Consider the following 23,302-nt stretch of genomic DNA (forward strand, 5'->3'; position numbering starts at 1 on the left):
TCATCATCATCCGGGGCTGCTTGCCAGAGCAAGCGAAGGGGGCGTGACGTGGACCACAGCGCCTCTTCTGCGCCCTCGTGCTCCCTGAGGTGTGGGGCCGTCCAGGGTCGAGCCTCGAAGGGTGGTGGCACTGCGGGATGCCGGTGGCACTGCGGGATGCCGGTGCGGCTGGAGTCACTGAGCGTGAGTTACGATGTGCGCGCTGCACGCTCCTGGAGCCTGCTCGCCGGTGTAGCTCAATGGTAGAGCGCCAGCTTCCCAAGCTGGACACGCGGGTTCGATTCCCGTCACCGGCTCGTTTTGTCCCGAAGGGGGCGGCTCCGGCTCGATCCGGAGTCGCCCCCTTCGTCGTTTCTGGCGCGGTCGCTGGGCACCCGCGTGCGCTCACCCGGCTCCCGCAACCGTGGCGTGGCCTCGGCCTGACCGCGCTGGCGCTGCTGCTCGCGGCCGTCATCGCGGTGGTCGTCAACGTGACGCTCGGACGCGGGGGGCGACCCCCTTCGCCCAATGTCGCGCACATCGTCATCATGGCGGTCCCGGTGACCTTCCTCTTCGCGGTCATCTGGGACGGCTGGCACCCCACATCTCGGGTGAGGTGCCCTTCGGTGGGCCGGGCCACCAGGGTGAGGTGTGGCTCGCGTCGGCACTGCTTGCCGTGACCTTCCCGCTGCTTGCAGTGGTCACCGACTGCTTCGGGTTCTGGCCGGGCGACGTGAGGTCGCGGACGCGGGCTGAGCACCTGGCGAGCCTGGCGTCGTTGGTCAGGCTTGGCTGACGGTATTTCGGGGGCCAGGTGCGCACAACGACGCCAGGCTCGGTCGGGCATGGCGAAGGGCCCGCGTCCTGGTGGACGCGGGCCCCTTGGTGCTGGATCTCAGGCGGCGGGGACCGGGTTGGTCGACATGTACGGGATGTCCGAAGCGGTCCCGTTGCTGGCGGTCACGGTGACAGAGATGTTGAATGCATCCGGGCTGCTCAGGCCGATGTCCTGACCGAGCGGCGCCGTGTAGCTGCCGCCCGGGGCGATGCTGACCTGGCCGACGCCACCGGTGGTGTTCGGTGGGAGCGTCAGGACGACCGTGTTGGTGCCATAGCCCGAGGTGGTGGAGCCTGCGACCAGGTTCTTGATGTCAGAGCCAAAGATCGAGATGCCCGTGATCGTCTGGCCGCTGTCCACCGTGAAGGTGATGGTGAGGCCCTCGATCGTCTCCGATCCGGTGTTGTTGAAGGTCGTCGGCGACAGGTTGAGGTTGGTCGCGCTCTGGCGCGTGCCGGTACCGGGCACGGACGTCGACAGGTCGTGCGGCGCGGTGGTGGGCGACGCGGCGAGCGAGGGTGCGGCTGCGGCGACGGAGATGGCGGGGACGGCCCAGGCGGCACCCTTGACGATGGTGCGGCGGCTGGTATTCAGGTCGGACACGTTTCCTCCAGGGGCATTGCACAAGACCACGAGGGAGGACAGACGAACGTCACCTCCCCGTGACCAGAACGGCTCGAAGGTTACCGATACCCGACGGTAATAAGGCCCGCTCCGGCGAGGTATTCGCAAGGCGGGGACTCCTGCCTGTTGCTTGCCGGTTTTGGCGCTCACGACGCGCTACTGAACACTTCTTGACGCGCACCAGACGAGCGTGGCCAGTCCTCTAGGGTCTGACCCATGCTGCTCTCCGACAGGGACATCCGAGCCGAGATCGACCGTGGACGGGTCGTGCTCGACCCGTGGGACCCGGCGATGGTCCAGCCCAGCAGTGTCGACGTGCGGATGGACAAGTACTTCCGCCTCTTCGACAACCACAAGTACCCGGTCATCGACCCGGCTGCCGACCAGCCCGACCTGACCCGACTCATCGAGGTCGAGCCGGACGAGGGCTTCGTGCTGCACCCCGGGGAGTTCGTCCTCGGCTCCACCCTCGAGACCGTCACGCTGCCCGACGACCTGGCCGCTCGCGTCGAGGGCAAGTCCTCCCTCGGCCGCCTCGGGCTGCTGACCCACGCCACGGCCGGCTTCGTCGACCCCGGCTTCTCCGGCCACGTGACGCTCGAGCTGAGCAATGTCGCGACCCTGCCGATCCGCCTGTGGCCCGGCATGAAGATCGGGCAGCTGTGCTTCTTCCGGCTGTCGTCGCCGGCCGAGCACCCCTACGGGTCAGGGGCCTACGGCTCGCACTACCAGGGCCAGCGGGGGCCGACGGCCAGTCGCTCCTTCGCCAACTTCCATCGGACGGATCTGTGACCCGCGAGTAACATCGTGAGGATGAGCACCGACACGCACGTCCAGGCCGCCTACGACGAGCTCCGCGAGGAGCACGACAGCCGCCGGGTGTCCACCTTCGCCGACGACGCGCTCGGCACGCTCGACGCCACGGGCGTGGCCGAGGCGATCCGCTCCGGCAGCATCAGCGCCACGGAGGCCGTCGAGGCCGCCATCTCCCGCATCGAAGCGGTCAATCCTTTGCTCGGCGCGACGACCGTCGACGACCACGAGCGGGCACGCAGCCGCGCCACGCACCTGCCGGCCGGGACGTCGGCCCCCTTCGCCGGGGTCCCGTCGGCCTTCAAGGACAACGTGACCGTGGCCGGGCTGCCCATGCGGATGGGCTCCGACGCCCTCCCCTCCGGGCCCCAGGAGAACGACGGGGCCTTCGTCCGGCAGTACCTGTCCACCGGGGTCATCCCCGTGGCGACGACCACCTGCCCGCCCTTCGGCTGGACCGCGACCACCGAGCGCCCGCAGGGCCGGGTCACCCGTAACCCCTGGGCCACCGGGTACTCCAGCGGTGGTTCCTCCGGCGGGTCGGCCGCGCTCGTCGCCTCCGGCGCGCTGCCCATCGCGCACGGCAACGACGGTGGCGGATCCATCCGCATCCCTGCAGCCGCGTGCGGGCTCGTCGGGCTGAAGGCGACCCGCGGCCGTCTCCTCGGCGACCCGACGACCGACAAGACTCCGATCTCGATCGTGGTCAATGGCGTGCTCACCCGCACGGTCCGCGACACCGCGGCCTTCCTCGCGGCCGCCGAGCGCTTCCAGCCCTCCGGCAAGCTGCCCCCGGTCGGTCTCGTCGAGGGACCCGGAGCCCGCCGGCTGCGGATCGGGATGATGCTCGACTCGCCCCTGGCTCCGGCCACCGACTCGCAGACCCGCGAGGCCGTCGAGGGCGCAGCCCGACTGCTCGAGAGCCTCGGCCACACCGTCGATGACAGCGTGCGGATCGCGATCCCCGAGTTCTTCAAGACCGACTTCGAGGACTACTGGGGGTTGCTGGCCATGGCGTCGGCCGCCCAGGGCACGTCGCTCTTCGGCGAGGACTTCGACGCCTCGCGGCTGGACAATGTCACCCTCGGGCTCGCTGCCCGTGCCAAGCGGCGGGTCTACCGCGCCCCGCTCTTCCTCGCCCGGCTGGCTGCCACGGGGATCGCGTCCGAGCGGCTCTTCCCAGCGGGGATGGACCTCGTCCTCACGCCGACCCTGACGCACACCACGCCGAGGATCGGCTACCTGTCGGCCGACCTCGACTTCGAGACCCATTTCGAGCGGCTCACCGGTTATGTCGGCTTCACCCCGCTGCACAACGCCAACGGCCAGCCCTCGATCTCCCTGCCGCTGGGTCGCACCGACGACGGTCGACCGATCGGCGTCATGCTCTCGGCCCGCAAGGGGCAGGAGCGGCTCCTGCTGGAGCTGGCCTTCGAGCTGGAGGCGGCCGCCCCCCTTCGAGGCTCCGGCCCGGGGGCCCTCGCACCTCAGGACGGCGCCTTCGCTCGCATCGACGGCGCGGCCGAGACCGCCTGATCAGTCCAGGGCCACCGTCGCCGTGAGTGCGCGGTGGTCGCTGCCGCGCTCGCGGGTGACGACGAGATCGGTGCAGGTCGCGCCACGGGTCAGCACGTGGTCGATCGGCACCGGGGCGAAGTCGGCGCCCCGCGTGCGTCCCCACGTCCCGGGGAAGCCCGCGCCCAGCTGGGTGGTGCAGTCGCGCAGGCCGCTCCGGCGCACGAAGTCGCGGAAGGCGACCGCGCTCGGCGGTGCGTTGAGGTCGCCGAGCACGATCACCGGACCGTCGGTGGCCTCACTGGCGCGACGAAGGGAGTCCAGCCCCTCTCCCCATCGCTCGGCCGCGAAGAACGCCGGGTTCTGCAGGCGGGTGCCGATGACGCTCACCTCTACATCGCCCCTCCCCAGCCGCAGGACGCTGCCGGGCTGCCGCCCATCGAGCGGCGCGGACGAGACGACCCGCCACGGAGCGCGGACCCACACGTCGACGTCGGCGCCGATGTAGTCGTCGTGGTCGCTGTCCGCGAGGTGCCACTGCGGGCCGAGCGCCCGTCCCAGGCCCTCGGTGCGATCCGGCGCCCACTCCTGGAGCGCGAGCACGTCGACGCCTTCCGCCAGGTCGACGAGCTCGACGTCCGTGGGCCCGGCCCACCCGGTGTTGAGCGTCGCGACGCTGATCGTGGGGGAGTCCGGCGCCACGTGGTGCCCGTCGGGGACCGCGTGGTCGAGCAGGGGTGCCTGGCTGGCCAGGAGCCCGCCGACGAGCGCCAGTCGCCACCACCGGTGGTGGCGCCACGGCAGCAGGGCCGCGGCCACGGCCACGAGGAGGATCGCGGGCACGCCGGCCGCGAGGACCACCCCGAGGCTCGTGCGTCCTCCCTTGAGGTGCATGAGGGCGACGGCGAGCACGCACAGGGCCAGGACGGCGAACGTGGCCCACGCTGCCGCCGTCCCCCAGCGTGTCCTCGCCCTGTCAGTCGTCATCGCGAGGTCAGTGTGTCAGCAGTGTCAGAGGATCCCGCGACCCTGTGCCAAGGTGTCGCCATGGCTGACTTCGCTCCCGGACCCACCGGCACCGACGAGGTGCTCTTCGCCCTCGACGGATCCCTCGGCCGGATCCTGCTCAACCGGCCCCGTGCCATCAACTCGCTGACCCGCGACATGGTCGTGGCCGTCCGCACGCAGCTGCTCGCGTGGGAGCAGGACGACACGGTGGTGGCCGTGACGATCGAGGGCGCGGGGGAGCGCGGTCTGTGCGCCGGCGGTGACGTCCGCGCCGTCCGTGACGCCCACCTCGCGGGCACCTCTGGGGGAGTGGACTTCTGGGCCGACGAGTACGTCCTCGACGCGCAGATCGCTGAGTACCCCAAGCCCGTCATCGCGCTCATGGACGGCATCGTCATGGGCGGCGGTCTCGGCATCTCCATGTTTGCCGATGCTCGCTGGACCACCGAGCGCTCGCGAGTCGCCATGCCCGAGACGATCATCGGCTTCTTCCCCGACGTCGCCGCGACCTATCTGCTCTCCCGGGCACCGGGTGAGGCGGGGACCCACGTCGCCATGACCGGGGCGACCTTCACCGGGGCCGACGCGGTGCACCTCGGCCTGGCCGACGCCGTCGTCGACCACGCGCGCCTGCCGGAGCTCGTCAGGGCCGTCGCGGCCGGTGGTCCCGTGGAGCCGGTGCCCGCCGGAGCGGCGACGAGCGAGGGCAGCGCCCTCGCCGCTGCCCACGACTGGATCGACGAGTGCTACGCCGGCGAGGACCCGGGCGCGATCCTGCGCAGGCTGCGCGCCCACGACCATCCGGATGCCCGTGCGGCAGCCGAGGAGATCTCCCTTCGCTCGCCGTTGTCCGTGGCCGTCACCCTCGAGGCGTTGCGACGGGCCGAGCAGGCCACGTCGGTGCGCGAGGTGCTCGAGACGGACACGGTCGTGGCGCGCGGGCTGCTCGCCCGAGGCGACTTCGACGAAGGGGTCCGCGCACTGCTCGTCGACAAGGACCGGCAGCCGCGCTGGCGCCATGACACGGTGGAAAACGTCTCCCGTGCAGAGGTGCTGAGCGTCTTCTCGGGTTAAGTTGGAGGACCTCGCGGGGTCACTGCCCGCGCGACCGGATGGGACTGGTGCCGGATGATTCGGCTCGACGGCGTCACCAAGCAGTACCCCGACGGCACGGTTGCCGTCGATGATCTCAGTCTCACCGCGCCGGACCGGGCCATCACGGTGCTGGTCGGGCCCTCCGGCTGCGGCAAGACGACCACCCTGCGGATGATCAACCGGATGATCGAGCCGACCTCCGGGTCCGTGACGATCGATGGTCAGGACGTCCTCGCCATGGATGCCGCCCAGCTGCGTCGCGGGATCGGCTACGTCATCCAGCACGGCGGTCTCTTCCCGCACCACACGGTCGAGCGCAATGTCGCGGCCGTGCCTCTGCTGCTCGGCACCTCCAGGCGAGAAGCGATCAGTCACGCCCGCGAGCTGCTCGAGCTCGTCGGACTCGACCCGGCCCTCGGCCGGCGCTACCCCAGCCAGCTCTCCGGAGGGCAGCAGCAGCGCGTCGGCGTCGCCCGTGCGCTGGCCGCCGACCCGCCGGTGATGCTCATGGACGAGCCCTTCTCCGCCGTCGACCCGGTCGTGCGCGAGCAGCTGCAGGACGAGTTCCTGCGCCTGCAGGACGAGCTGGGCAAGACGATCGTCATGGTCACGCACGACATCGACGAGGCCATCAAGCTCGGTGACCACGTGGCCGTGCTGCAGGTCGGGGGCCGCATCGCCCAGCTGGCCCGGCCCGCCGAGCTGCTCGCGCACCCCGCAGACAACTTCGTCGCCGACTTCCTCGGCCGCGACCGCGGCTATCGCGCGCTCGGGTTCCAGAACGATCGGGTCCCGCTGCACGACGAGCCGGTGGTGCCGATGGGCGCGACGGTCGCGGACGCGACGGCCCAGGCCGGCAGCGACGGATGGGTCCTCGTCGTCGACGACCGACGTCACCCCCAGGGGTGGGCACGACCCGCGGACCTCCCGGGCGAAGGGAGCATCGACGAGCGGTCGTTGGCGCTCGGCGGCACCCTGGCCCGCGTGGACGGACCCCTGCGCGTGGCCCTGGACGCGGCGCTGTCCTCACCGAGTCGTCGCGGAGTGGTCGTCGACGGCGATGGCGCCCTCGCGGGCACCTGCCGCGCGACCGAGGTCCTGTCCGTGATCGAGGCCCGCGCGCGGCCGAGCGACCCCGGCGAGCACGCCGCTCAAGCGGTCCGCTGACATGAGCTGGATCCTCGACCACCTCGACGACATCCTGTCGCTCACCCTGCGGCACACGTGGCTCGCCGGCGTGCCCCTGATCATCGGGCTGCTCATCTCCCTTCCTCTCGGGTGGTTGGCCAACCGTCACCGGCGGCTGCGCGGCGTCGTCATCGTCGGCGCGGGGCTGCTCTACACCGTGCCCTCGCTGGCCCTCTTCGTGCTCATGCCGCTCGTGCTCGGCACGGGCATCCTCGACCCGCTCAACGTCGTCGTCGCGATGACGATCTACACGATCGCTCTGCTCGTGCGCTCGGTCGTCGACGGGCTCGGCTCGGTGCCCGAGGAGGTCGCCCGGTCGGCGACGGCCATGGGCTACACGCCGGTGCGGCGCTTCTTCGGGGTCGACCTGCCGCTGGCCGTGCCGGTGATCGCCGCCGGCCTGCGGGTGGCCGCCGTCAGCAATGTCTCGATCGTCTCCATCGCCTCCCTCATCGGGGTCAACCAGCTCGGTGACCTGCTCGTCGACGGGTTCAACCGGGCCATCTCCGGTGAGCTCGTCGCCGGGATCCTCGGCTGTGTCCTGCTCGCCCTCGTCCTCGACATCGCGATCCGCGTGCTGGAGCGAGCGCTCACGCCGTGGCGACGAGCGGACCCGGGGGGCGCCGCATGATCGCCTCGATCCTCGACTGGCTGACGAGCGGCGCGTCCTGGTCGGGCAGCGACGGCATCCTCGCTCGTCTGCTCGAGCACGTCGGATACACGCTCCTCGTCCTCGTCATCGCCGCGCTCATCGCCATCCCCTTGGGCCTGTGGATCGGCCACTCCGGCCGAGGGCGGTGGCTGGTCACCGCAGCCAACGCCCTGCGCGCGGTGCCCACGCTCGGTCTGCTCTTCGCCCTGACGCTCGTGCTGCTCCCCGTGCTACCCGGCTCCGCAGCCTTCCTCGTCCCCAGCGTCATCGTCCTGGTGCTGCTGGCGGTGCCCGCGATCCTCTCCGGCACCTACGCGGGGGTCGAAGCCGTGCAGCCCGCCGCGCGGGATGCCGCTCGCGGGATCGGAATGACGGGGCGCCAGGTGCTGTGGCAGGTCGAGCTGCCCATCGCCCTGCCCCTGCTCATCTCCGGGCTGCGCGCCGCCGTCCTGCAGGTCGTCGCCACCGCGACCGTCGCTGCCTATGTCGGGCTCGGGGGGCTGGGACGATTCCTCATCGACGGGCTGGCCACGCAGGACTACGCGAGCACTGCCGGCGGCGCGCTCCTGGTGGCCGTCCTCGCGCTGGTGCTGGACGCTCCCTTCGCCCTGCTCGAGCGTCTCGTGGTCTCCCCGGGACTCACCGGCCGCTCTCGCTCCCTTCGTCCGTCCGAACCCAACCGCACCGCTCCCGCTGGAGGAACCACATGATCACCTTCCCCACCCGCCGCAGGGCGCGCACGGCCGCGCTCGCGCTCACCATGGCCGGCGCGCTCGGTCTGTCCGCCTGTGGCGGGGGCGGTGACCCGCTCTCCAGCTCCTCCTCGAGCGAAGGGGGTGGCGACACCTCTGGCGACATCGTCGTCGGCTCCGCCGACTTCTCGGAGTCGGTGCTGCTGGCCAACATCTATGTCGGTGCGCTCAAGGCCGACGGGATCAACGCGTCGGCCAAGACCGGCATCGGTTCCCGCGAGGTCTACCTCAAGGCCCTCGACGAGGGGTCGGTCGACGTCATGCCCGAGTACACCGGCGGACTGGCGCTCTACTACGACAAGAACTTCTCCGAGACCGACCCCGACAAGACCTATGCGGCGCTGAAGGACCTGCTGCCCAAGGGGACCAGCGTCCTGGAGAAGTCGGCCGCCGAGGACAAGGACTCGATCGTCGTCACCAAGGAGACGGCCCAGTCCAAGGACCTGAAGACGATGGAGGACCTCAGCAAGGTCGCCGGTGAGATGACGCTGGGAGCGCCGTCGGAGTTCAAGACCCGGTCGCAGGGGATCCCGGGACTGAAGAAGACCTACGGCATCGAGTTCAAGAGCTTCCGGCCGCTCAAGCCCGGACAGGCGACCAATGGTGCGCTGAAGAACGGTCAGATCCAGGCCGCCAACATCTTCAGCACCGACCCGGCGATCGCGGAGAACGGTTTCGTGGTCCTCGATGACACCGAGAAGCTCTTCGGCAGCCAGAACGTCGTCCCGCTCGTGCGCGATGACGCCAAGGAGCAGGTCGCCAAGACGCTGGACGAGGTCTCGGCCAAGCTCACCACCGACAAGCTGCAGCAGATGCTCAAGCGCACCGACATCGACAAGGAGGACCCGGACCAGGTGGCCGCGGACTTCCTCAAGGAGGAGGGGCTCGACTGACCGGCGCGGGGCCCGGGTTCGGGGTGACGGAGGTCACGCCCGAGCGGGGAAGATTGCGGAGCCGGTGACGCTTGAGACCTTCGATAGTTAAAACATCAAGTATTCGGAGGTCTTCCCATGGACGTCATCGTCCTCATCGCCCGCATCCTCTTCGCCGCGATCTTCATCGCGTCCGGCATCGGTCACCTGACCCAGAGCGACGCCATGGCGGGCTACGCCAAGTCCGTCGGTGTCCCGGCGGCCAAGCTGAGCGTCATCGTCTCGGGCGTGCTCATGCTCGTCGGCGCGCTGTCCGTCATCCTCGGCGTGTGGGGCGACCTCGGGGCCCTGCTGATCCTCGTCGCCGTCGCGCCGATCGCCTTCCTCATGCACAAGTTCTGGGCGGCAGAGGGCGAGGCCCGGATGAACGAGCAGGTCCAGTTCAACAAGACCCTGTCGCTCGCGGGTGGGGCGCTCGCGCTCTTCGCGCTCTTCGCCATGGTCCCCGAGCTCGGTCTCACGGTCACGGGCCCGCTCTTCTGAGCTGATCCTTGCGTGACGACGTCAGCCCCGGCCGGGTGGCCGGGGCTGACGCCTGTCTGCGGGGGGTGGAGCGCGGTGCCGCGGGTCGCTCAGGCCGGGTCGGAGGTGAGGGCGCTGCTGATGATCTGAGCAGCTCCGGCGACATCGGGGCCAGCGCCTTCGAACCGCTGCGTGTTGGCCTGGTCCATGACGACAGCGACGAAGGTCTGGGCCGCCTGACGACGCCTGACCGGGTCGATCTTGTGCTCGATCGCGGCGTCGAGGACCCGCTCGGTCAGCTCCAGGATGCTCTCGCGCAGGGCCTGCAGGTGCTCGCGCACCTCGGGGTGGGTGCCGGACTCGCGCCAGATGATGGTGCGCAGGACGATCGACTCGTGCCGGCCCAGTCCGAGTGCGCGGGCGAGCGCCACGAGGGAGGCGACGGGGTCGCCGGGCCTAGCCACCTCGGCCGGCTCGCACAGGGGATGCGAAGGGAGCCGCTCGGCCAGGAGCGCGCGCAGGATGTCGACCTTGCGCGGGAAGTAGTAGAAGACCAGCCCCTTGGGGACACCGGCCCCGTCAGCGATCGCGGTGGTGCCGGTGGCGGCGAAGCCACCACCGGCGAACTGCGCCTCGGCTGCGTCGAGGATTCGTTCACGACGCGAGGTCGAGGTGCCCACGGCATCTCCTAGTGAGAGGGGGCTGCGTGGTGCATGCTCGCTCTGACCTGGGGGAGCGCCAGCACGCCGACGACGAACGCGACGATTCCGGTGATCCATGCAGTCCACGCGAGACCACTCAGGTCGGTGAAACCCATGACCCATGGGGCGATGAAGAGCAGCACCCCGAGGAAGGCGTGCGAGCCCTCGCTCATCGTGGCCCCCGCCCGCGTGTAGAGCGAGTAGGCCGACGCGATCACCGTCAGTCCACCGAGGATCACCATCGTCCACGTCGCGCGTGGTTCCGTCGTCGTGACCAAGGGGGCCAGCAGAGCGACCGCGCCAGCGATCAGGGCCACCCAGTCCTGCCATCGAGTCGAGGTATTCATCGCAGCATCCCACCTTCAAGGGTTGGGATCCGTCGTACCAGAAGCGGATCGAGTCCTTCCATCTTCATCCTGTTTGACCGATCGGTCAAGAGATCGTGGGCCCGGGTTTGAGCGGCATGTCGTACTGCAGTTCGCGGTCCCGTCCCGCCGAGGGGCCCGAGACCTCGTCGGCCTCTTGGTGAACTGCAGTACGACACGCTGACAACGACGAAGGGCGCCGCCCACCTTGTGGTGGACGGCGCCCTTCGTCGTGCGGGGTTCACTCCCAGGACGGGTTCGCGTTCTTCTTCGCGAGGTCCGAGAGGTCGCCGGTGTCGGCCGGGGGAGCGGCTTGCTCGGCCGGGGCGGGGGCCTCGGTCGCAGCAGGTGCCTCCGTGGCCGGTGCCTCGGGGGCGGGCGCAGCCGGCTCCTCAGCAGCGGGTGCCTCGACCGGGTTGGCCTCGGCGGCCGGCTCGTCAGCGGCAGGCTCCTGCGTCGGGGTCTCCTCGACCTTTGCCTCCTTGGCTGCGGGTGCCTCGGTAGCAGCCGGTGCGGCAGCTGCGGCGGGAGCGCTGGTCTCCCACGAGGGAGCGGCGTTCTTGGCAGCCAGGTCGCCGTCGCCGGTGGGTGCGGCCGCGGGTGCGGTCGCCTCCTCGGCAGCAGGTGCCTGAACCGGGGTGGCCTCGGCGGCCGGCTCGTCAGCGGCAGGCTCCTGCGTCGAGGTCTCCTCGACCTTTGCCTCCTTGGCTGCGGGTGCCTCGGTAGCAGCCGGTGCGGCAGCTGCGGCGGGAGCGCTGGTCTCCCACGAGGGAGCGGCGTTCTTGGCAGCCAGGTCGCCGTCGCCGGTGGGTGCGGCCGCCGTCGCGGTCGCCTCCTCGGCAGCAGGTGCTGCGCGTGCCCACCCCCGTCGAGTGCCTCCNGGGTCTCCTCGACCTTTGCCTCCTTGGCTGCGGGTGCCTCGGTAGCAGCCGGTGCGGCAGCTGCGGCGGGAGCGCTGGTCTCCCACGAGGGAGCGGCGTTCTTGGCAGCCAGGTCGCCGTCGCCGGTGGGTGCGGCCGCCGTCGCGGTCGCCTCCTCGGCAGCAGGTGCCTGGCTCGCGGTGGGCTCGTCGGTGACGGGCTCCTGCGCCGGGGTCTCCTCGACCTTGGGCTCCTCGGTCACTGCCGGTGCAGCAGCGGCAGCCGGAGCGCCGGTTTCCCAGGAGGGTGCGGCGTTCTTGGCTGCCATGGAGCCGTCCGCTGCAGCGGGCGCCTCGGCCTTGGGGGCCTCGGTGGCCGGGGCGGCAGTGCCGGTYTCCCAKGAGGGTGCGGCGTTCTTGTCCGCGGCGGTGGCCTCGGCCTTGGGGGCCTCGGTGGCCGGGGCGGCAGTGCCGGTTTCCCATGAGGGTGCGGCGTTCTTGTCCGCGGCGGTGGCCTCGGTCTGAGGTGCGTCGGCCTTGGGTGCCTCGGCTGCCGGAGCGGCAGCGCCGGTCTCCCAGGGGGGTGCGGCGTTCTTGGCTGCGGAGTCGGTCTCCCAGGACGGCGCCGCATTCTTGGCGGCGCTGTCGTCGGAGGACGCGGCAGCAGCCGCAGCTCCGGCGCCCACGGCGCCAGCACCGGCGACAGCAGTGCCGGTCTCCCACGAGGGGGCCGCGTTGTTGCCAGCGACGGTCTCCTTGCCCTTGACCGCCTGCGGGTCCTCGCCGGCCTCCTCGACCGCTTCTGCGGTCTTGGCCGTCTCGGACTCGCTCGGGGCCTTCGGGGTCGCGTCCTTCGCGCCTTCGCCCTCGGCCGGGGCCGGGACAGCGGTCTTGGGCTCGGCCTGGGCCTGCTCCTCGGACTCGGTCGGGGCGGCCTTGGCCGGGACTGTGGCCTCCTTGACCGACGCGAGCAACATCTGGGCGACGTCGACGACCTCGATGTCCTCGGACGCGCCCTCGGACTGCTTGGCGGTCAGACCGTCGCTGAGCATGACGCGGCAGAAGGGGCAACCCACGGCGATCCGGTCGGCGCCGGTCGCGATGGCCTCCTCGGTGCGGTTCAGGTTGATCCGCGACCCGAGCTGCTCCTCCATCCACATGCGAGCACCACCGGCGCCACAGCAGAAGGACTTCTCCTTCGAGCGCTCCATCTCCTTGAGCTCGACACCCGGCAGGGCCGAGATGAGCTCACGCGGCGGGGCGTAGACGTTGTTGTGACGACCCAGGTAGCAGGGGTCGTGGTAGGTCACGGACGGGCCGGTGGACGCGACGTCCTTGTTGCTGGACTTGCGCGGACCCTCCGGACGGTTGACCGGGACGATCTTCTTCTCGCGGACCAGACGGTTGAGCAGCTGCGTGTGGTGCACGACCTCGTACTTGCCACCCAGCTGCGGGTACTCGTTCTTGATCGTGTTGAAGCAGTGCGCGCAGGTGACGACGATCTTGGTCGCACCGACCTCGTTGAGGGTCGCGACATTCTGCTCGGCCAGCATCTGGAAGAGCACCTCGTTGCCCGCGCGGCGAGCGGAGTCACCGGTACAGGTCTCGCCATTGCCCAGGACCGCGAAGTCGACACCGGCATGGTCGAAGAGCTCGGCCACCGCACGGGTCGTCTTCTTGGCGCGGTCCTCGTAGGCGCCGGCGCAGCCGACCCAGAAGAGGTAGTCGACGTCGTCAGCCGACTCGACGTCCTCACCGAGCACCTTGACGGTGAAGGGGAGGTCCTTGGTCCAGTCCATGCGCGCCTTGGCACCCATGCCCCACGGGTTGCCCTTGGACTCGAGCTTCTTGAACAGGCCTCCGAGCTCGCTCGGGAAGGCCGACGCGATGAGGTTCTGGTACCGCCGCATGTCGACGATGTGGTCGACGTGCTCGATGTCGACGGGGCACTGCTCGACGCAGGCGCCACAGGTGGTGCAGGACCACAGGACGTCCTCGTCGATGACCACATCGGGTCCGTGCGGGTTGTACGCCGTCAGCGGGTTCTCAGGGTCGTAGCCGGTCTGCCCGATGAGTGCCATCTCGCCCCAGTTGATGACGGGCGGCTCCTCGACGGAGACTGCGGCAGCGGCGCCGCTCTGCATCGGGGGTCCGGCCAGGGCGACAGCCCCGTGGGCGGTCTGCGCGCGAGTGCCACCCGAGGAGGAGAGGACGCCGGAGACGCCCTGCGCGGCGGCCAGGTACGGAGCCTTGGAGTGCGCGTGGTCGCGCAGCGTCATCATCAGCAGCTTGGGGGAGAGGGGCTTCTCGGTGTTCCAGGCGGGGCACTGGCTCTGGCAACGGCCGCACTCGGTGCATGTGGAGAAGTCGAGCAGGCCCTTCCAGGTGAAGTCCTCGACCTTGCCCACGCCCAGCGTGGAGTCCTCGTCCATCGTCTCCATGGTCTCCATGGAGAAGGGCTTGCCGTCGACGATCATCGGCTGCAGCTCACCGAGGGAGGTTCGGCCGTCAGCGTGCCGCTTGAAGTAGATGTTGAAGAACGCGAGGAAGCGGTGCCAGGCGACACCCATCGTCGGGTTCATCGAGATGGTGATCATCCACGCGTAGGAGATGACCAGCTTGATGAGGGCGACGACGATGATGCCGGTCTCCAGTGCTTCCACGGACATGCCGGTGAAGAGTGAGCCGATCCACCCGGTGAGCGGGAAGTGCAGCAGCGAGGCATGGTCGGCCTCACCAGAGTTGAGGAGCAGCGCACGCTCGAGACCGCGCAGGAGCGCGATGCAGACGCCGACGCCGAGGATCGTCAGCTCGACGTAGTAGGCCTGCCAGAAGGTCGAGCCGAAGAAGCGGGACCTGCGGCCCTCGTCGCCCGGGGCCGAGCGGGGGTGCTGCCTCTGCCGGATGACCATCAGCATCACGATGGTGACGATGCCCGCCATGGCGAAGAACTCGGTGATCCACTCGTAGATGAAGAAGGTCCCGATGAGCGGGATGACGAAGTGGGGATCGAAGAGCTGGATCGTCGCCTGCACGAGGGTCAGGAAGAGCACCCCGAAGGAGATCATCGTGACCCAGTGCGCGATCGCCACGATGGGCAGCCGCGACATGCGGGTATGGCCGAGGAACTCGCGGAAGAGCGTCGCCAGACGCGCCACCGGGGAATTGGTCCGCTCGCCCTGCGTGGGCTGGGCGAGCTTGAAGACGGTCAGGAAATGCTTGACGGCGCGGGCGAGCAGGCCCCATCCGACGATGGTGATCCCGACCCCGATGACTATCGCGACGATCTGGAGGGCAGACATGGGTGGGAGTCTAGGTTGCCCATGGGCACGAGAGGACTTGTGGTGATGCGGCGCTCATCACCGAGGGCACCCTCAGTGGGTCCCGGCTGCGGGCGAAGAAGTGGGGAGCGCCCCTGAGACACTCTTGCGATGATGGATAACACGATGTTGGAATATCCATAACGTCTCGTTCGTTGTCGCGACCGAGTCAGCCGCACGTCGCGGCACCCTCATCCCCGATGGAAGGAACCGCGTTGCCCATCTACGAAGACGCCACCAAGCTCGTCGGCCGGACCCCGCTGGTGCGGATCAACCGCATCATCGAGTCCGAGGCCACCGTCGCCGCCAAGCTGGAGTTCTACAACCCGGCAAACTCGGTCAAGGACCGTATCGGCGCCGCGATCATCGACGCCGCGGAGGCCTCCGGTGACCTCAAGCCCGGTGGCACGATCGTCGAGGCGACCTCGGGCAACACGGGTATCGCGCTGGCCATGGTCGGCGCGGCGCGTGGCTACAACGTCGTCCTGGCCATGCCGGAGACCGCGTCCAAGGAGCGTCGCGCCCTGCTGCGTGCATTCGGCGCCGAGCTGATCCTCACCGAGGGCCCCCTCGGGATGAAGGGTGCTGTCGAGAAGGCCGAGGCGATCGCCACCGAGCGCGGCGCGGTTCAGGCCAAGCAGTTCGCCAACGAGGCCAACCCGGCGGTCCACGAGAAGACCACCGGTCCCGAGATCTGGCAGGACACCGACGGCAAGATCGACATCCTTGTCTCCGGCATCGGCACGGGCGGCACCATCACCGGCGCCGGCCGCTACCTGCGCTCGCAGAACCCCGACGTCCAGCTGATCGCCGTCGAGCCCGCGGAGTCCCCGGTCCTCTCCGGTGGCAAGGCCGGGCCGCACAAGATCCAGGGCCTGGGCGCCAACTTCGTCCCCGAGGTCCTCGACACCGACCTGTACGACGAGATCGTCAACATCGACGCTCCGACCTCCTTCGAGTGGGCCCGCAAGGCCGCCACCGACGAGGGTCTGCTCGTGGGCATCTCCTCGGGTGCGGCACTCGCCGCGGCCGACCAGGTCGCGCGCCGCCCCGAGAACGCGGGCAAGACCATCGTCGTCATCGTCCCCGACTTCGGCGAGCGCTACCTGTCGACCCCGCTCTTCGAAGGTCTCGTCGACTGACCGTGTCCTCCCACCTGCCGATCCGCGACACGATCCGTGAAGATCTCACCGCGGCCATGGAGCACGACCCCGCCGCCACCTCGCGGTGGGTCGTGCTCCTGACCTCTGCCGGTCTGCACGCCATCTGGCTGCACCGGGTCGCCCACCGTTGGTGGATGCGTCCCGGCTGGAGGTGGCCCGCCCGGCTGCTCGCCTATGGCTCGCGGTCGCTCACCGGGATCGAGATCCACCCGGGAGCGCACATCGGCCGCCGGTTCTTCATCGACCACGGGATGGGTGTCGTCATCGGCGAGACGTCGATCATCGGCGACGACGTGATGCTCTTCCACGGCGTGACCCTCGGGGGGACGTCCGGCAAGCGCATCAAGCGTCACCCCACGCTCGGCGACAAGGTCATGGTCGGGGCCGGAGCCAAGATCCTCGGCGACATCCACGTGGGGAGCAATGTCAAGGTCGGCGCCAACTCGGTCGTCGTCAAGGACGTGCCCACCGGCGCAGTCGCGACAGGCATCCCCGCGCAGTACCGCTTCCCCCAGCTGGAGGCCGGCGGGCCGTCGGAGGAGGACCTCCTCTACGCCGACCCGGCGATCTTCATCTGAGCTGCAGAGCATGACGAAGGGAGGGCCCCACCACCAGGTGGTGGGGCCCTCCCTTCGTCATGCTCTGGCAGGCCTAGGCCGGCGTCGGACCGTCGCCCAGCGGGTAGGTCGACGGGCCCTGCGTGTCCGACGTGACAGCGCTGGCGACATCGCGCTGCGGGTCGCTCTTGACCTTGCTGGCACCCGCACGCATCTTCTCGCCCGCCGCCGAGGCCGCGGTGCTCACGGCACCGAGTGCTGCCGGGGCAGCCTTGGTCGTGGCAGCCTCCTTGGCGGAGGCGACCTGACTCTGCACCGGCTTCGACTTCCAGAGCTGGTTGGCGCCTGAGCGGATCTGCTCGTAGCGCTTCCGGCCTGCTCGCGCGCCCAGCACGTATCCGGCGCCGGCGCCAAGGAGGAAGGAGATCTTCGACATGTGGTGACCTTTCGATCTGGTGGTCGGGACGTCACCTCCGACACTACCCACACGGGGGATGGCCTACCGTGGTCTCGCTCGCTCCGGCGAGCAAGGAGGGCTCGCATAGTGGCCTAGTGCGGCGGTCTTGAAAACCGCTATGGCGGCAACGTCATCGTGGGTTCGAATCCCACGCCCTCCGCTCGCGTCCTGCGCTCCTGCGCCGGCCCGTCCCGGGTGCGGTTGTCGGGGGAGAGGAGTTCACTGGGTGGATGACCCGGTGCAGCATCGTCCCCCCGCACGTCCTGGCCGCCCTCGCCCGCTCGGCGGAGGCCGAGCCCGCCCTCGTCGCCGCGCGCACCCTGGCCATCGACGCCTCGCTGCGCCACTCGGGCAGACCCGTGAGGACTCGTCCGTCGGCGATCCCGGCGGCGCCCTCGCCCGAGCAGGGGCCCCTGCGCACGATCCACGACGCGGGCGGCTCCGAGGAGCTGCCCGGCGCGGTCGTGCGCAGCGAGGGTGAGCCGGCCACCGAGGACCTGGCCGCAGATGAGGCCTACGACGGGCTCGGCCTGACCTGGGAGCTGTGGGCGCGGGAGTACGGCCGTGACTCTCTCGACGGCGCCGGCATGCCGCTCGTCGCCACGGTCCACTACGCGCAGCGCTACGACAACGCCTTCTGGGACGGGGCGCAGATGGTCTTCGGTGACGGCGACGGGGAGATCTTCACCCGCTTCACGGCGAGCCTCGATGTCATCGGGCACGAGCTGGCCCACGGAGTCACCGAGCACACCGCCGCACTCGTCTACCGCGGTCAGTCCGGTGCACTCAACGAGCACGTCTCCGATGTCTTCGGGGTCCTGGTCAAGCAGCGCCACCTGGGCCAGTCGGCCGAGGAGGCCGACTGGCTCATCGGCGCCGAGCTGCTCACCGCCTCGGTCCAGGGGCAAGCGCTGCGCTCCATGGCCGCCCCCGGTACCGCCTATGACGACCCGCGCATGGGCGCGGACCCGCAGCCGGCGCACATGGACGCCTACGTGCGCACGAGCGAGGACAACGGCGGGGTGCACATCAACTCGGGCATCCCCAACAAGGCCTTCCACCTCGCCGCCACCGCCATCGGTGGTCCGGCCTGGCAGGCGCCGGGCCTCATCTGGCGCGACGTGCTCACGGGCGAGATCGCGCCGGACTGCGACTTCGCTACCTTCGCGGCACTCACGGTGGCTGCGGCGCGGGCCCGCTTCGGCGACGGTTCCACGCAGGCCGAGGCCGTGGCGGGCGCCTGGCAGCAGGTGGGCGTCATCGCGGCCGAAGGGGGAACCCCTCTCGTCGACGAGACGGAGGGGACCGAGGCAGGAGGAGCGCTCGTCCGCCTCACCCGGTCGGGCGGCGTCGCTGGCTTGACCCGGTCGCGTGAGCTGAGCCTGGGAGAGCTCCCGGAACCCGATGCGCTCGCCTTCCGCTCCCTCATCGAGGGGCCGCAGCTGCCTCGTCTGGCTGCGGAGGAGTCCTCGCGCCCCGATGCTCTCTGCTACGGACTGTGGTGCGAGCGACCGGAGCTCGATGTACAGCTCGCCGAGAGCGTCCTGCCGCAGGCGACTCGCAGCCTCTTCGAGCGGACGCTGCGTCGGGAGGTCTGAGCAAGGTCCGCCGTTAGGCTGCCGGGGTGAGCCCAGCCCCCGCCCTCGTCGTCCTCAACGGCCCCAACCTCAACCTGCTCGGTGAGCGCGAGCCCGAGGTCTACGGCCACGAGACGCTGGCCGACGTCGAGGCCCTGTGTCGGGCGCGCACGGACGATCTGGGGTGGCGGCTCGACTTCCGTCAGACCAACCACGAGGGCGTCATGATCGACGCGATCCACGAGGTGCGCGCCAGTGCGATCGGACTCGTCGTCAACGCCGCTGGCTGGACCCACACATCGGTCGCGATCCGGGACGCGCTGGCCGCGGTGCGTGGGCCGGTGATCGAGGTGCACATCTCGGATGTCCATGCGAGAGAGGCCTTCCGGCACTTCTCGTTCATCACTGATGTCTCTGACGAGGTCATCGTCGGACGAGGGGTCAGGGGCTATGTCGAGGCCATCGACGCCGTGGGCGAGCGCGTCCGCGAGGGCTGACCCGAGGCCGTGGTGGAACGCGACCATGCCACTGCGCGCGTTTGCTGGTAGCGTCGCTCGCGTAGTTGCAGTACAGAACTCTCGCACGATGCATTTGGGCGCGGCCGCCAGCCGAGCCCACAGTATTACCAGAGGCGTGTTCCTCTGCCGAGGGGAGCTTTGCAGCTTGCACAAGGTACCGCGACCTGCGGGACCGGATTGTTCAACAGGAAAGAAGTTTCACCTCATGGCACAGGGCACCGTTAAGTGGTTCAACGCTGAGAAGGGCTTTGGCTTCATCGCCCAGGACGGCGGAGGCCCCGACGTGTTCGTTCACTACTCCGCAATCGACACGACCGGCTACCGGTCGCTCGACGAGGCGCAGCGCGTCGAGTTCGAGATCACCCAGGGTCCCAAGGGCCCGCAGGCTGAGAGCGTCCGTCCCGTCTGATTTTTTCACCCGGACGACGCATCACCTGATGCGGTGACTCCACCGCTTCGCACGAAGGCCCCCGCCAATTGGCGGGGGCCTTCGTCAGTGTTTGGTCAGATTTCTCGGGCTTGGGCACTAGTGTGTCCTCCCGATGAACGACACGGGCGATCACCAGACGCGCGCGGCGCGGCGTGAGGCCGCCCGCGCCGGGAAGCGTGCGCACCGCGACCGTGCCCCTGAGAGTCCTGAGAGGGCCCAGCGTGCGCATGAGGGCACCCGCAGCGCACGACTCGCCCAGAGAGACACCCGTCGCACGGTCGTGCGCAGACGGGCTCTGAAGGTCACCGGTGTCGTCGCGGCGCTCGGCGTGGCCGCTGGCGTCGGTGTCGCTGCCCACCTGAACGGCAACATCTCGCGCGTCGACATCTCGCACGGGTCGGCGGCCCGGCCCGACGACGTCGACGGCGCACTCAACATCCTCGTCATCGGGTCTGACACCCGCGAGGGGCTCGGGTCGGAGTACGGCGTCGGGACGGCAGAGGGCGGACCTCGCTCTGACACCAACCTCCTGGTCCACATCTCCGCGGATCGTGAGGCGGCGCAGGTCATCTCGATCCCGCGCGACTCGATGACCAAGGCGCCCACCGACTGCGAGGACCCGGCCTCGACGGTCGACAACGGCGAGGTGCGCCGCTGGAACGACAACTTCAACCAGGGCGGCCCCGCGTGCACGGTCAAGACCTTGGAGGGTCTGACGGGGGTCTTCGTCGACCACGTCGCCGTCATCGACTTCAGCGGCTTCCAGTCGATGGTCGACGGGCTCGGAGGCGTTGACGTGTGTCTGCCCAAGGCGGTGTCCGACAAGAGCGCCCAGATCGATCTGCCGGCCGGCCGCCAGCGGCTGGGGGGCAAGGAGGCGCTGGGCTACGTACGCATGCGCAAGAGCCTGGGAGACGGCTCCGACCTGCAGCGCATCGACCGTCAGCAGGCCTTCATGTCCTCCATGGTCCAGGAGGCGACCAAGACCTCGCTGCTGCTGCGTCCGGACCGGCTCTACCGATTCCTCAATGCGGCGACCAAGTCGATGACCGCCGACGACGACCTGGGTCTGCGCCGGTTGACGTCGATCGCCTCCAGCCTCAAGGGCCTGGGGACCGACCAGATCGTCTTCGCGACGGTGCCGACCGAGCCGTACCCGACCAACTCCAACCGGGTGCAGTGGCGTCCTGAGGCGTCCGAGGCGCTGTGGGCTGCGATCCGTGACGACGTCCCCCTCCCGGGGCAGGACAAGGTGCGCACCTCGAGCCACAAGCTCACCGTCCGCCCGTCTGCCGTCACCGTGAGCGTCGTCAACGACACGGGAACCTCGGGCCTGGCAGGGCAGGAGGCGGCCGCGCTCTCGGTGCAGGGCTTCACCACGAGTGTCGCGGACATCGCCCCGACGTCCTCCGTCACCGGCGTCCTCGTCCACCACGCGAAGGGGGACACCGAGAGCGCTCGCACCGTCGCCGCCGCCTACCCGGGCGCCAAGCTCAAGGTCGACGACACCATGACGAAGGGGGAGGTCCGGCTGGTCCTCGGTGCCGGGGCGCGCCCTGCCGGGGAGGTCCCCAACCGCGAGGGCGCGGACCCGCTCCCTTCGCCGTCGGTCACCGCGCCGCCGGCGCCCACCGACGTGGCCAGCCGCACCGCTGACGAGGACATCTGCGGCTGAGCAGCAGCCGAGGTCGGGCAGTCGGGGACCCTGACTTTGAGTGGCGCATGCCGGGCGGCTAGTCTGTCCGAGTTGTTGGGAGGCGTCGCCTAGTGGCCTATGGCGCCGCACTGCTAATGCGGTTCGGGTAACACCCGTCGAGGGTTCAAATCCCTCCGCCTCCGCGCAACGGGAGCCCCCGCGCCATCTGGCGCGGGGGCTCCCGCCGTGTCGGGACGCGACCGCTGTCGTGGCTATCGCTCGAGGTGCGCGCGGTCCCACGACCCGGCGTCCGCTGCCGCCTCATAGGTGCGTTGCAAGAAGTCCGTCAGGACTGCGTCCGGGTCGCTCGCGGTGCGGACCGCGGTGTAGGGCAGGACGAACTCGCCGAGCTCGTCGTCCCATCGGGCATGGGGGCCGGGGTCTGCGTCCCGGAAGCCCTCCGGCTCCGGGTAGCAGTACGAGTAGAAGATGCCCTCGCCCTCTCCTCCCGGCCAGTACCCCGAGCTGCTGACCTCGTGCGAGTACGCCTCGTGCATCACGTGTGGGCCGCAGTTGGGTGCGCCGCCCGGGTGTGGGGGAGCGGTCCTGCCGGAAAATCTCGTGGCAGCCATGTCGAGCGCACCCCAGAAGACATGGGTGGGGCTGGACTTGCCGGTGTAGCGGGCGCGGAAGGCGTCCAGGACTCGCTCGACCTCGACGAGGGTGCGCCAGAAGGCCGTGACCTGATCGGCGTCATAGGAGCGGTGGACGGTGTCCTCGGCGAAGGGGATGGCGTCCGGCAGCTCCACCGGCACGGGCCAGATGTCCGTGGACAGGTCCAGGTCGTCGAGCAGGGCAGTGAGGCGGGCGTAGAAGTCGGCAACCGTCATCGGGACCAGATCCATGCCGCCGCTGCCGCCACGCGTCGCAGTGACGTCCAGACGGTGGTCGACGAGGTCGAGGTCGATGGAAAAGCTGCGGCCCGGCTCGGCCGGCATCAGGGAGGTGGTGAGTCCCCGCCCCGTGACGTACAGCGGCGCGTTCCACCAGTGCTTGAGCAGCGGGGCGCGCGCGATCCGGACCTTGCCGATCACCTGCAGCCACAGGATGAAGGTGTCCCTCGTCGGTAGCCACTGATCGAGGGGCAGCTCCGGCCAGGCGGAGGGCGATGCTTCGGGTGCGTTCACGGCGGGTCTCCTTCGACGAGCGACTGCGGCCATCCTCGCAGTGTCCGGTGCCTGCCGCGCGGCCTCGAGCCGCCTCGATCCCAGTCGGCACACCCGATTTCGCCCTCGGGCACCCGACCCGGTATTGTCCTTCCTTGTTGCCGAGATCTTCGGCGGCCTGCGCCCGTAGCTCAACGGATAGAGCATCTGACTACGGATCAGAAGGTTAGGGGTTCGAATCCCTTCGGGCGCACTCTGTGTTGAGACAGACGGAACAGGCCCTGCCAGCGGAAACGCGGCAGGGCCTGACTCGTTCCCGGGCCGGAAGTGCACCCGAGCCGATGGTTGTGTGTTGAACCGGTAGTCCTGGGTGCCGGCGTCGCCATATGAGCCTCGCCGGCAGGCCCGGCTGCCGGTTCAACACACAACATTGCCGCTCAGCCCATCCCAGGTGCGCCTGGAGCTGCAGTATGCGGTGTCGCACGTCGGCGGCCGGGTATGGGAACTGCGTCGGCGGGGAAGACGCGGCCCGCCTCATGGCTCCCTGCACGGCGAAGGCTCGGAGGCGGGACTGGGCTCTCGGGTCATGGGATGGGGCAGGGCGCGCCCTCGCAGCACGGGCGGATGTATCCGCAGCCGTCACACCGCTCGTGGGAGGTCTCCCAGCGCATCAGGCGGTCGCAGTTGGGGCAGGG

20 protein-coding genes, 4 tRNA genes and 2 pseudogenes are annotated in these 23,302 nt (G+C 69.8%); 18 read left to right on the forward strand and 8 right to left on the reverse strand.

Annotated features, from left to right (window positions below):
- Positions 1-225: 225 nt before the first annotated feature.
- Positions 226-296 (forward strand) — tRNA-Gly (locus tag ASG73_RS03905).
- A 578-nt stretch (positions 297-874) separates the two neighbouring features.
- On the opposite strand, the gene ASG73_RS03910 is transcribed toward ASG73_RS03905, so the two are convergent.
- On the reverse strand, positions 875-1,420 hold the full coding sequence (locus tag ASG73_RS03910) for a hypothetical protein (RefSeq protein ID WP_055990975.1): 546 nt from the start codon (positions 1,418-1,420) through the stop codon (positions 875-877).
- Between the two features lie 237 nt (positions 1,421-1,657).
- On the opposite strand from ASG73_RS03910, the gene dcd reads away from it, so the two are divergent.
- Together dcd and ASG73_RS03920 are read left to right on the forward strand one after the other, a co-directional pair.
- Positions 1,658-2,233 (forward strand): dCTP deaminase, encoded by a 576-nt coding sequence (dcd, locus tag ASG73_RS03915; RefSeq protein WP_055990978.1) that lies wholly within the window; start codon positions 1,658-1,660, stop codon positions 2,231-2,233.
- 21 nt (positions 2,234-2,254) lie between these two features.
- Entirely contained in the window at positions 2,255-3,790 is a 1,536-nt protein-coding gene (locus ASG73_RS03920; protein WP_082566971.1) for an amidase, read from the forward strand.
- Here the strand turns inward: ASG73_RS03920 and ASG73_RS03925 are convergent, their stop codons facing one another.
- A complete protein-coding gene (locus ASG73_RS03925; RefSeq protein ID WP_156466115.1) occupies positions 3,791-4,756 on the reverse strand; it encodes an endonuclease/exonuclease/phosphatase family protein in 966 nt (321 codons plus the stop codon).
- A gap of 60 nt (positions 4,757-4,816) precedes the next feature.
- On the opposite strand from ASG73_RS03925, the gene ASG73_RS03930 reads away from it, so the two are divergent.
- The 6 genes from ASG73_RS03930 to ASG73_RS03955 all read left to right on the forward strand — a co-directional run bounded on the left by ASG73_RS03930 (position 4,817) and on the right by ASG73_RS03955 (position 9,879).
- Positions 4,817-5,851 carry an enoyl-CoA hydratase/isomerase family protein gene (locus ASG73_RS03930; RefSeq protein WP_055990984.1) on the forward strand — a complete coding sequence of 345 codons (1,035 nt, stop codon included), beginning with the start codon at positions 4,817-4,819 and terminating at the stop codon, positions 5,849-5,851.
- A gap of 54 nt (positions 5,852-5,905) precedes the next feature.
- Positions 5,906-7,039, forward strand: coding sequence for an ABC transporter ATP-binding protein (locus tag ASG73_RS03935; RefSeq protein ID WP_055990987.1), 1,134 nt, complete (start codon positions 5,906-5,908; stop codon positions 7,037-7,039).
- 1 nt (position 7,040) lies between these two features.
- Positions 7,041-7,691: an ABC transporter permease gene (locus ASG73_RS03940; RefSeq protein ID WP_055990990.1), complete on the forward strand. Its 651-nt coding sequence runs from the start codon at positions 7,041-7,043 to the stop codon at positions 7,689-7,691.
- Positions 7,688-8,422 (forward strand): ABC transporter permease, encoded by a 735-nt coding sequence (locus ASG73_RS03945; protein ID WP_055991459.1) that lies wholly within the window; start codon positions 7,688-7,690, stop codon positions 8,420-8,422. Before ASG73_RS03940 ends, ASG73_RS03945 begins: the two co-directional genes overlap by 4 nt.
- Positions 8,419-9,357, forward strand: a complete 939-nt coding sequence (locus tag ASG73_RS03950; RefSeq protein ID WP_082566972.1) for an ABC transporter substrate-binding protein — start codon at positions 8,419-8,421, stop codon at positions 9,355-9,357. The genes ASG73_RS03945 and ASG73_RS03950 overlap by 4 nt, the downstream gene beginning before the upstream one ends.
- A gap of 117 nt (positions 9,358-9,474) precedes the next feature.
- Positions 9,475-9,879 carry a DoxX family protein gene (locus ASG73_RS03955; RefSeq protein WP_055990993.1) on the forward strand — a complete coding sequence of 135 codons (405 nt, stop codon included), beginning with the start codon at positions 9,475-9,477 and terminating at the stop codon, positions 9,877-9,879.
- A gap of 89 nt (positions 9,880-9,968) precedes the next feature.
- Here the strand turns inward: ASG73_RS03955 and ASG73_RS03960 are convergent, their stop codons facing one another.
- The 4 genes and pseudogenes from ASG73_RS03960 to ASG73_RS18470 all read right to left on the reverse strand — a co-directional run.
- A complete protein-coding gene (locus ASG73_RS03960; RefSeq protein ID WP_055990996.1) occupies positions 9,969-10,538 on the reverse strand; it encodes a TetR/AcrR family transcriptional regulator in 570 nt (189 codons plus the stop codon).
- 8 nt (positions 10,539-10,546) lie between these two features.
- Positions 10,547-10,906: an SPW repeat protein gene (locus ASG73_RS03965; RefSeq protein WP_055990999.1), complete on the reverse strand. Its 360-nt coding sequence runs from the start codon at positions 10,904-10,906 to the stop codon at positions 10,547-10,549.
- Positions 10,907-11,165: 259 nt separating this feature from the next.
- Positions 11,166-11,804: pseudogene (locus ASG73_RS18270) on the reverse strand (iron-sulfur-binding reductase); the annotation flags it as partial.
- A 1-nt stretch (position 11,805) separates the two neighbouring features.
- Positions 11,806-15,085: pseudogene (locus ASG73_RS18470) on the reverse strand (heterodisulfide reductase-related iron-sulfur binding cluster); the annotation flags it as partial.
- A gap of 233 nt (positions 15,086-15,318) precedes the next feature.
- Between ASG73_RS18470 and cysK the strand changes: the two are divergent.
- Positions 15,319-16,245, forward strand: a complete 927-nt coding sequence (gene cysK / locus ASG73_RS03975; RefSeq protein WP_055991002.1) for a cysteine synthase A — start codon at positions 15,319-15,321, stop codon at positions 16,243-16,245.
- 2 nt (positions 16,246-16,247) lie between these two features.
- Positions 16,248-16,844: a serine O-acetyltransferase gene (gene cysE, locus ASG73_RS03980; protein ID WP_055991005.1), complete on the forward strand. Its 597-nt coding sequence runs from the start codon at positions 16,248-16,250 to the stop codon at positions 16,842-16,844.
- 73 nt (positions 16,845-16,917) lie between these two features.
- Here the strand turns inward: cysE and ASG73_RS03985 are convergent, their stop codons facing one another.
- Positions 16,918-17,259 (reverse strand): hypothetical protein, encoded by a 342-nt coding sequence (locus ASG73_RS03985; protein WP_055991007.1) that lies wholly within the window; start codon positions 17,257-17,259, stop codon positions 16,918-16,920.
- 94 nt (positions 17,260-17,353) lie between these two features.
- Here ASG73_RS03985 and ASG73_RS03990 point away from each other — a divergent pair.
- From ASG73_RS03990 to ASG73_RS04015, 6 genes are all read left to right on the forward strand, one after another.
- Positions 17,354-17,440 (forward strand) — tRNA-Ser (locus ASG73_RS03990).
- Positions 17,441-17,510: 70 nt separating this feature from the next.
- A complete protein-coding gene (locus tag ASG73_RS03995) occupies positions 17,511-18,878 on the forward strand; it encodes a protealysin inhibitor emfourin (RefSeq protein WP_055991010.1) in 1,368 nt (455 codons plus the stop codon).
- Positions 18,879-18,904: 26 nt separating this feature from the next.
- A complete protein-coding gene (locus tag ASG73_RS04000) occupies positions 18,905-19,354 on the forward strand; it encodes a type II 3-dehydroquinate dehydratase (RefSeq protein WP_055991012.1) in 450 nt (149 codons plus the stop codon).
- Between the two features lie 226 nt (positions 19,355-19,580).
- On the forward strand, positions 19,581-19,784 hold the full coding sequence (locus ASG73_RS04005; protein WP_055991015.1) for a cold-shock protein: 204 nt from the start codon (positions 19,581-19,583) through the stop codon (positions 19,782-19,784).
- Positions 19,785-20,085: 301 nt separating this feature from the next.
- Positions 20,086-21,480: an LCP family protein gene (locus tag ASG73_RS04010; RefSeq protein WP_162253960.1), complete on the forward strand. Its 1,395-nt coding sequence runs from the start codon at positions 20,086-20,088 to the stop codon at positions 21,478-21,480.
- A gap of 78 nt (positions 21,481-21,558) precedes the next feature.
- Positions 21,559-21,644 (forward strand) — tRNA-Ser (locus ASG73_RS04015).
- Positions 21,645-21,713: 69 nt separating this feature from the next.
- Here ASG73_RS04015 and ASG73_RS04020 read toward each other — a convergent pair.
- Positions 21,714-22,628 carry a DUF5996 family protein gene (locus tag ASG73_RS04020; RefSeq protein WP_082566974.1) on the reverse strand — a complete coding sequence of 305 codons (915 nt, stop codon included), beginning with the start codon at positions 22,626-22,628 and terminating at the stop codon, positions 21,714-21,716.
- A gap of 159 nt (positions 22,629-22,787) precedes the next feature.
- Between ASG73_RS04020 and ASG73_RS04025 the strand changes: the two genes are divergently transcribed.
- Positions 22,788-22,860: transfer RNA gene (locus tag ASG73_RS04025), tRNA-Arg, on the forward strand.
- Positions 22,861-23,302: the final 442 nt, after the last annotated feature.

Source organism: Janibacter sp. Soil728 (assembly GCF_001428305.1).
GTDB lineage: Bacteria > Actinomycetota > Actinomycetes > Actinomycetales > Dermatophilaceae > Janibacter.

Coding starts and splice junctions, on each gene's coding strand:
- dcd (WP_055990978.1), top strand. CDS start 1,658: ATGCTGCTCTCCGACAGGGACATCCGAGCCGAGATCGACCGTGGACGG.
- ASG73_RS03935 (WP_055990987.1), top strand. CDS start 5,906: ATGATTCGGCTCGACGGCGTCACCAAGCAGTACCCCGACGGCACGGTT.
- ASG73_RS03925 (WP_156466115.1), bottom strand. CDS start 4,756: ATGACGACTGACAGGGCGAGGACACGCTGGGGGACGGCGGCAGCGTGG.
- ASG73_RS04005 (WP_055991015.1), top strand. CDS start 19,581: ATGGCACAGGGCACCGTTAAGTGGTTCAACGCTGAGAAGGGCTTTGGC.
- ASG73_RS03985 (WP_055991007.1), bottom strand. CDS start 17,259: ATGTCGAAGATCTCCTTCCTCCTTGGCGCCGGCGCCGGATACGTGCTG.
- ASG73_RS03945 (WP_055991459.1), top strand. CDS start 7,688: ATGATCGCCTCGATCCTCGACTGGCTGACGAGCGGCGCGTCCTGGTCG.
- ASG73_RS03930 (WP_055990984.1), top strand. CDS start 4,817: ATGGCTGACTTCGCTCCCGGACCCACCGGCACCGACGAGGTGCTCTTC.
- ASG73_RS03940 (WP_055990990.1), top strand. CDS start 7,041: ATGAGCTGGATCCTCGACCACCTCGACGACATCCTGTCGCTCACCCTG.
- ASG73_RS03920 (WP_082566971.1), top strand. CDS start 2,255: ATGAGCACCGACACGCACGTCCAGGCCGCCTACGACGAGCTCCGCGAG.
- ASG73_RS03955 (WP_055990993.1), top strand. CDS start 9,475: ATGGACGTCATCGTCCTCATCGCCCGCATCCTCTTCGCCGCGATCTTC.
- ASG73_RS03995 (WP_055991010.1), top strand. CDS start 17,511: ATGACCCGGTGCAGCATCGTCCCCCCGCACGTCCTGGCCGCCCTCGCC.
- ASG73_RS03950 (WP_082566972.1), top strand. CDS start 8,419: ATGATCACCTTCCCCACCCGCCGCAGGGCGCGCACGGCCGCGCTCGCG.
- ASG73_RS03965 (WP_055990999.1), bottom strand. CDS start 10,906: ATGAATACCTCGACTCGATGGCAGGACTGGGTGGCCCTGATCGCTGGC.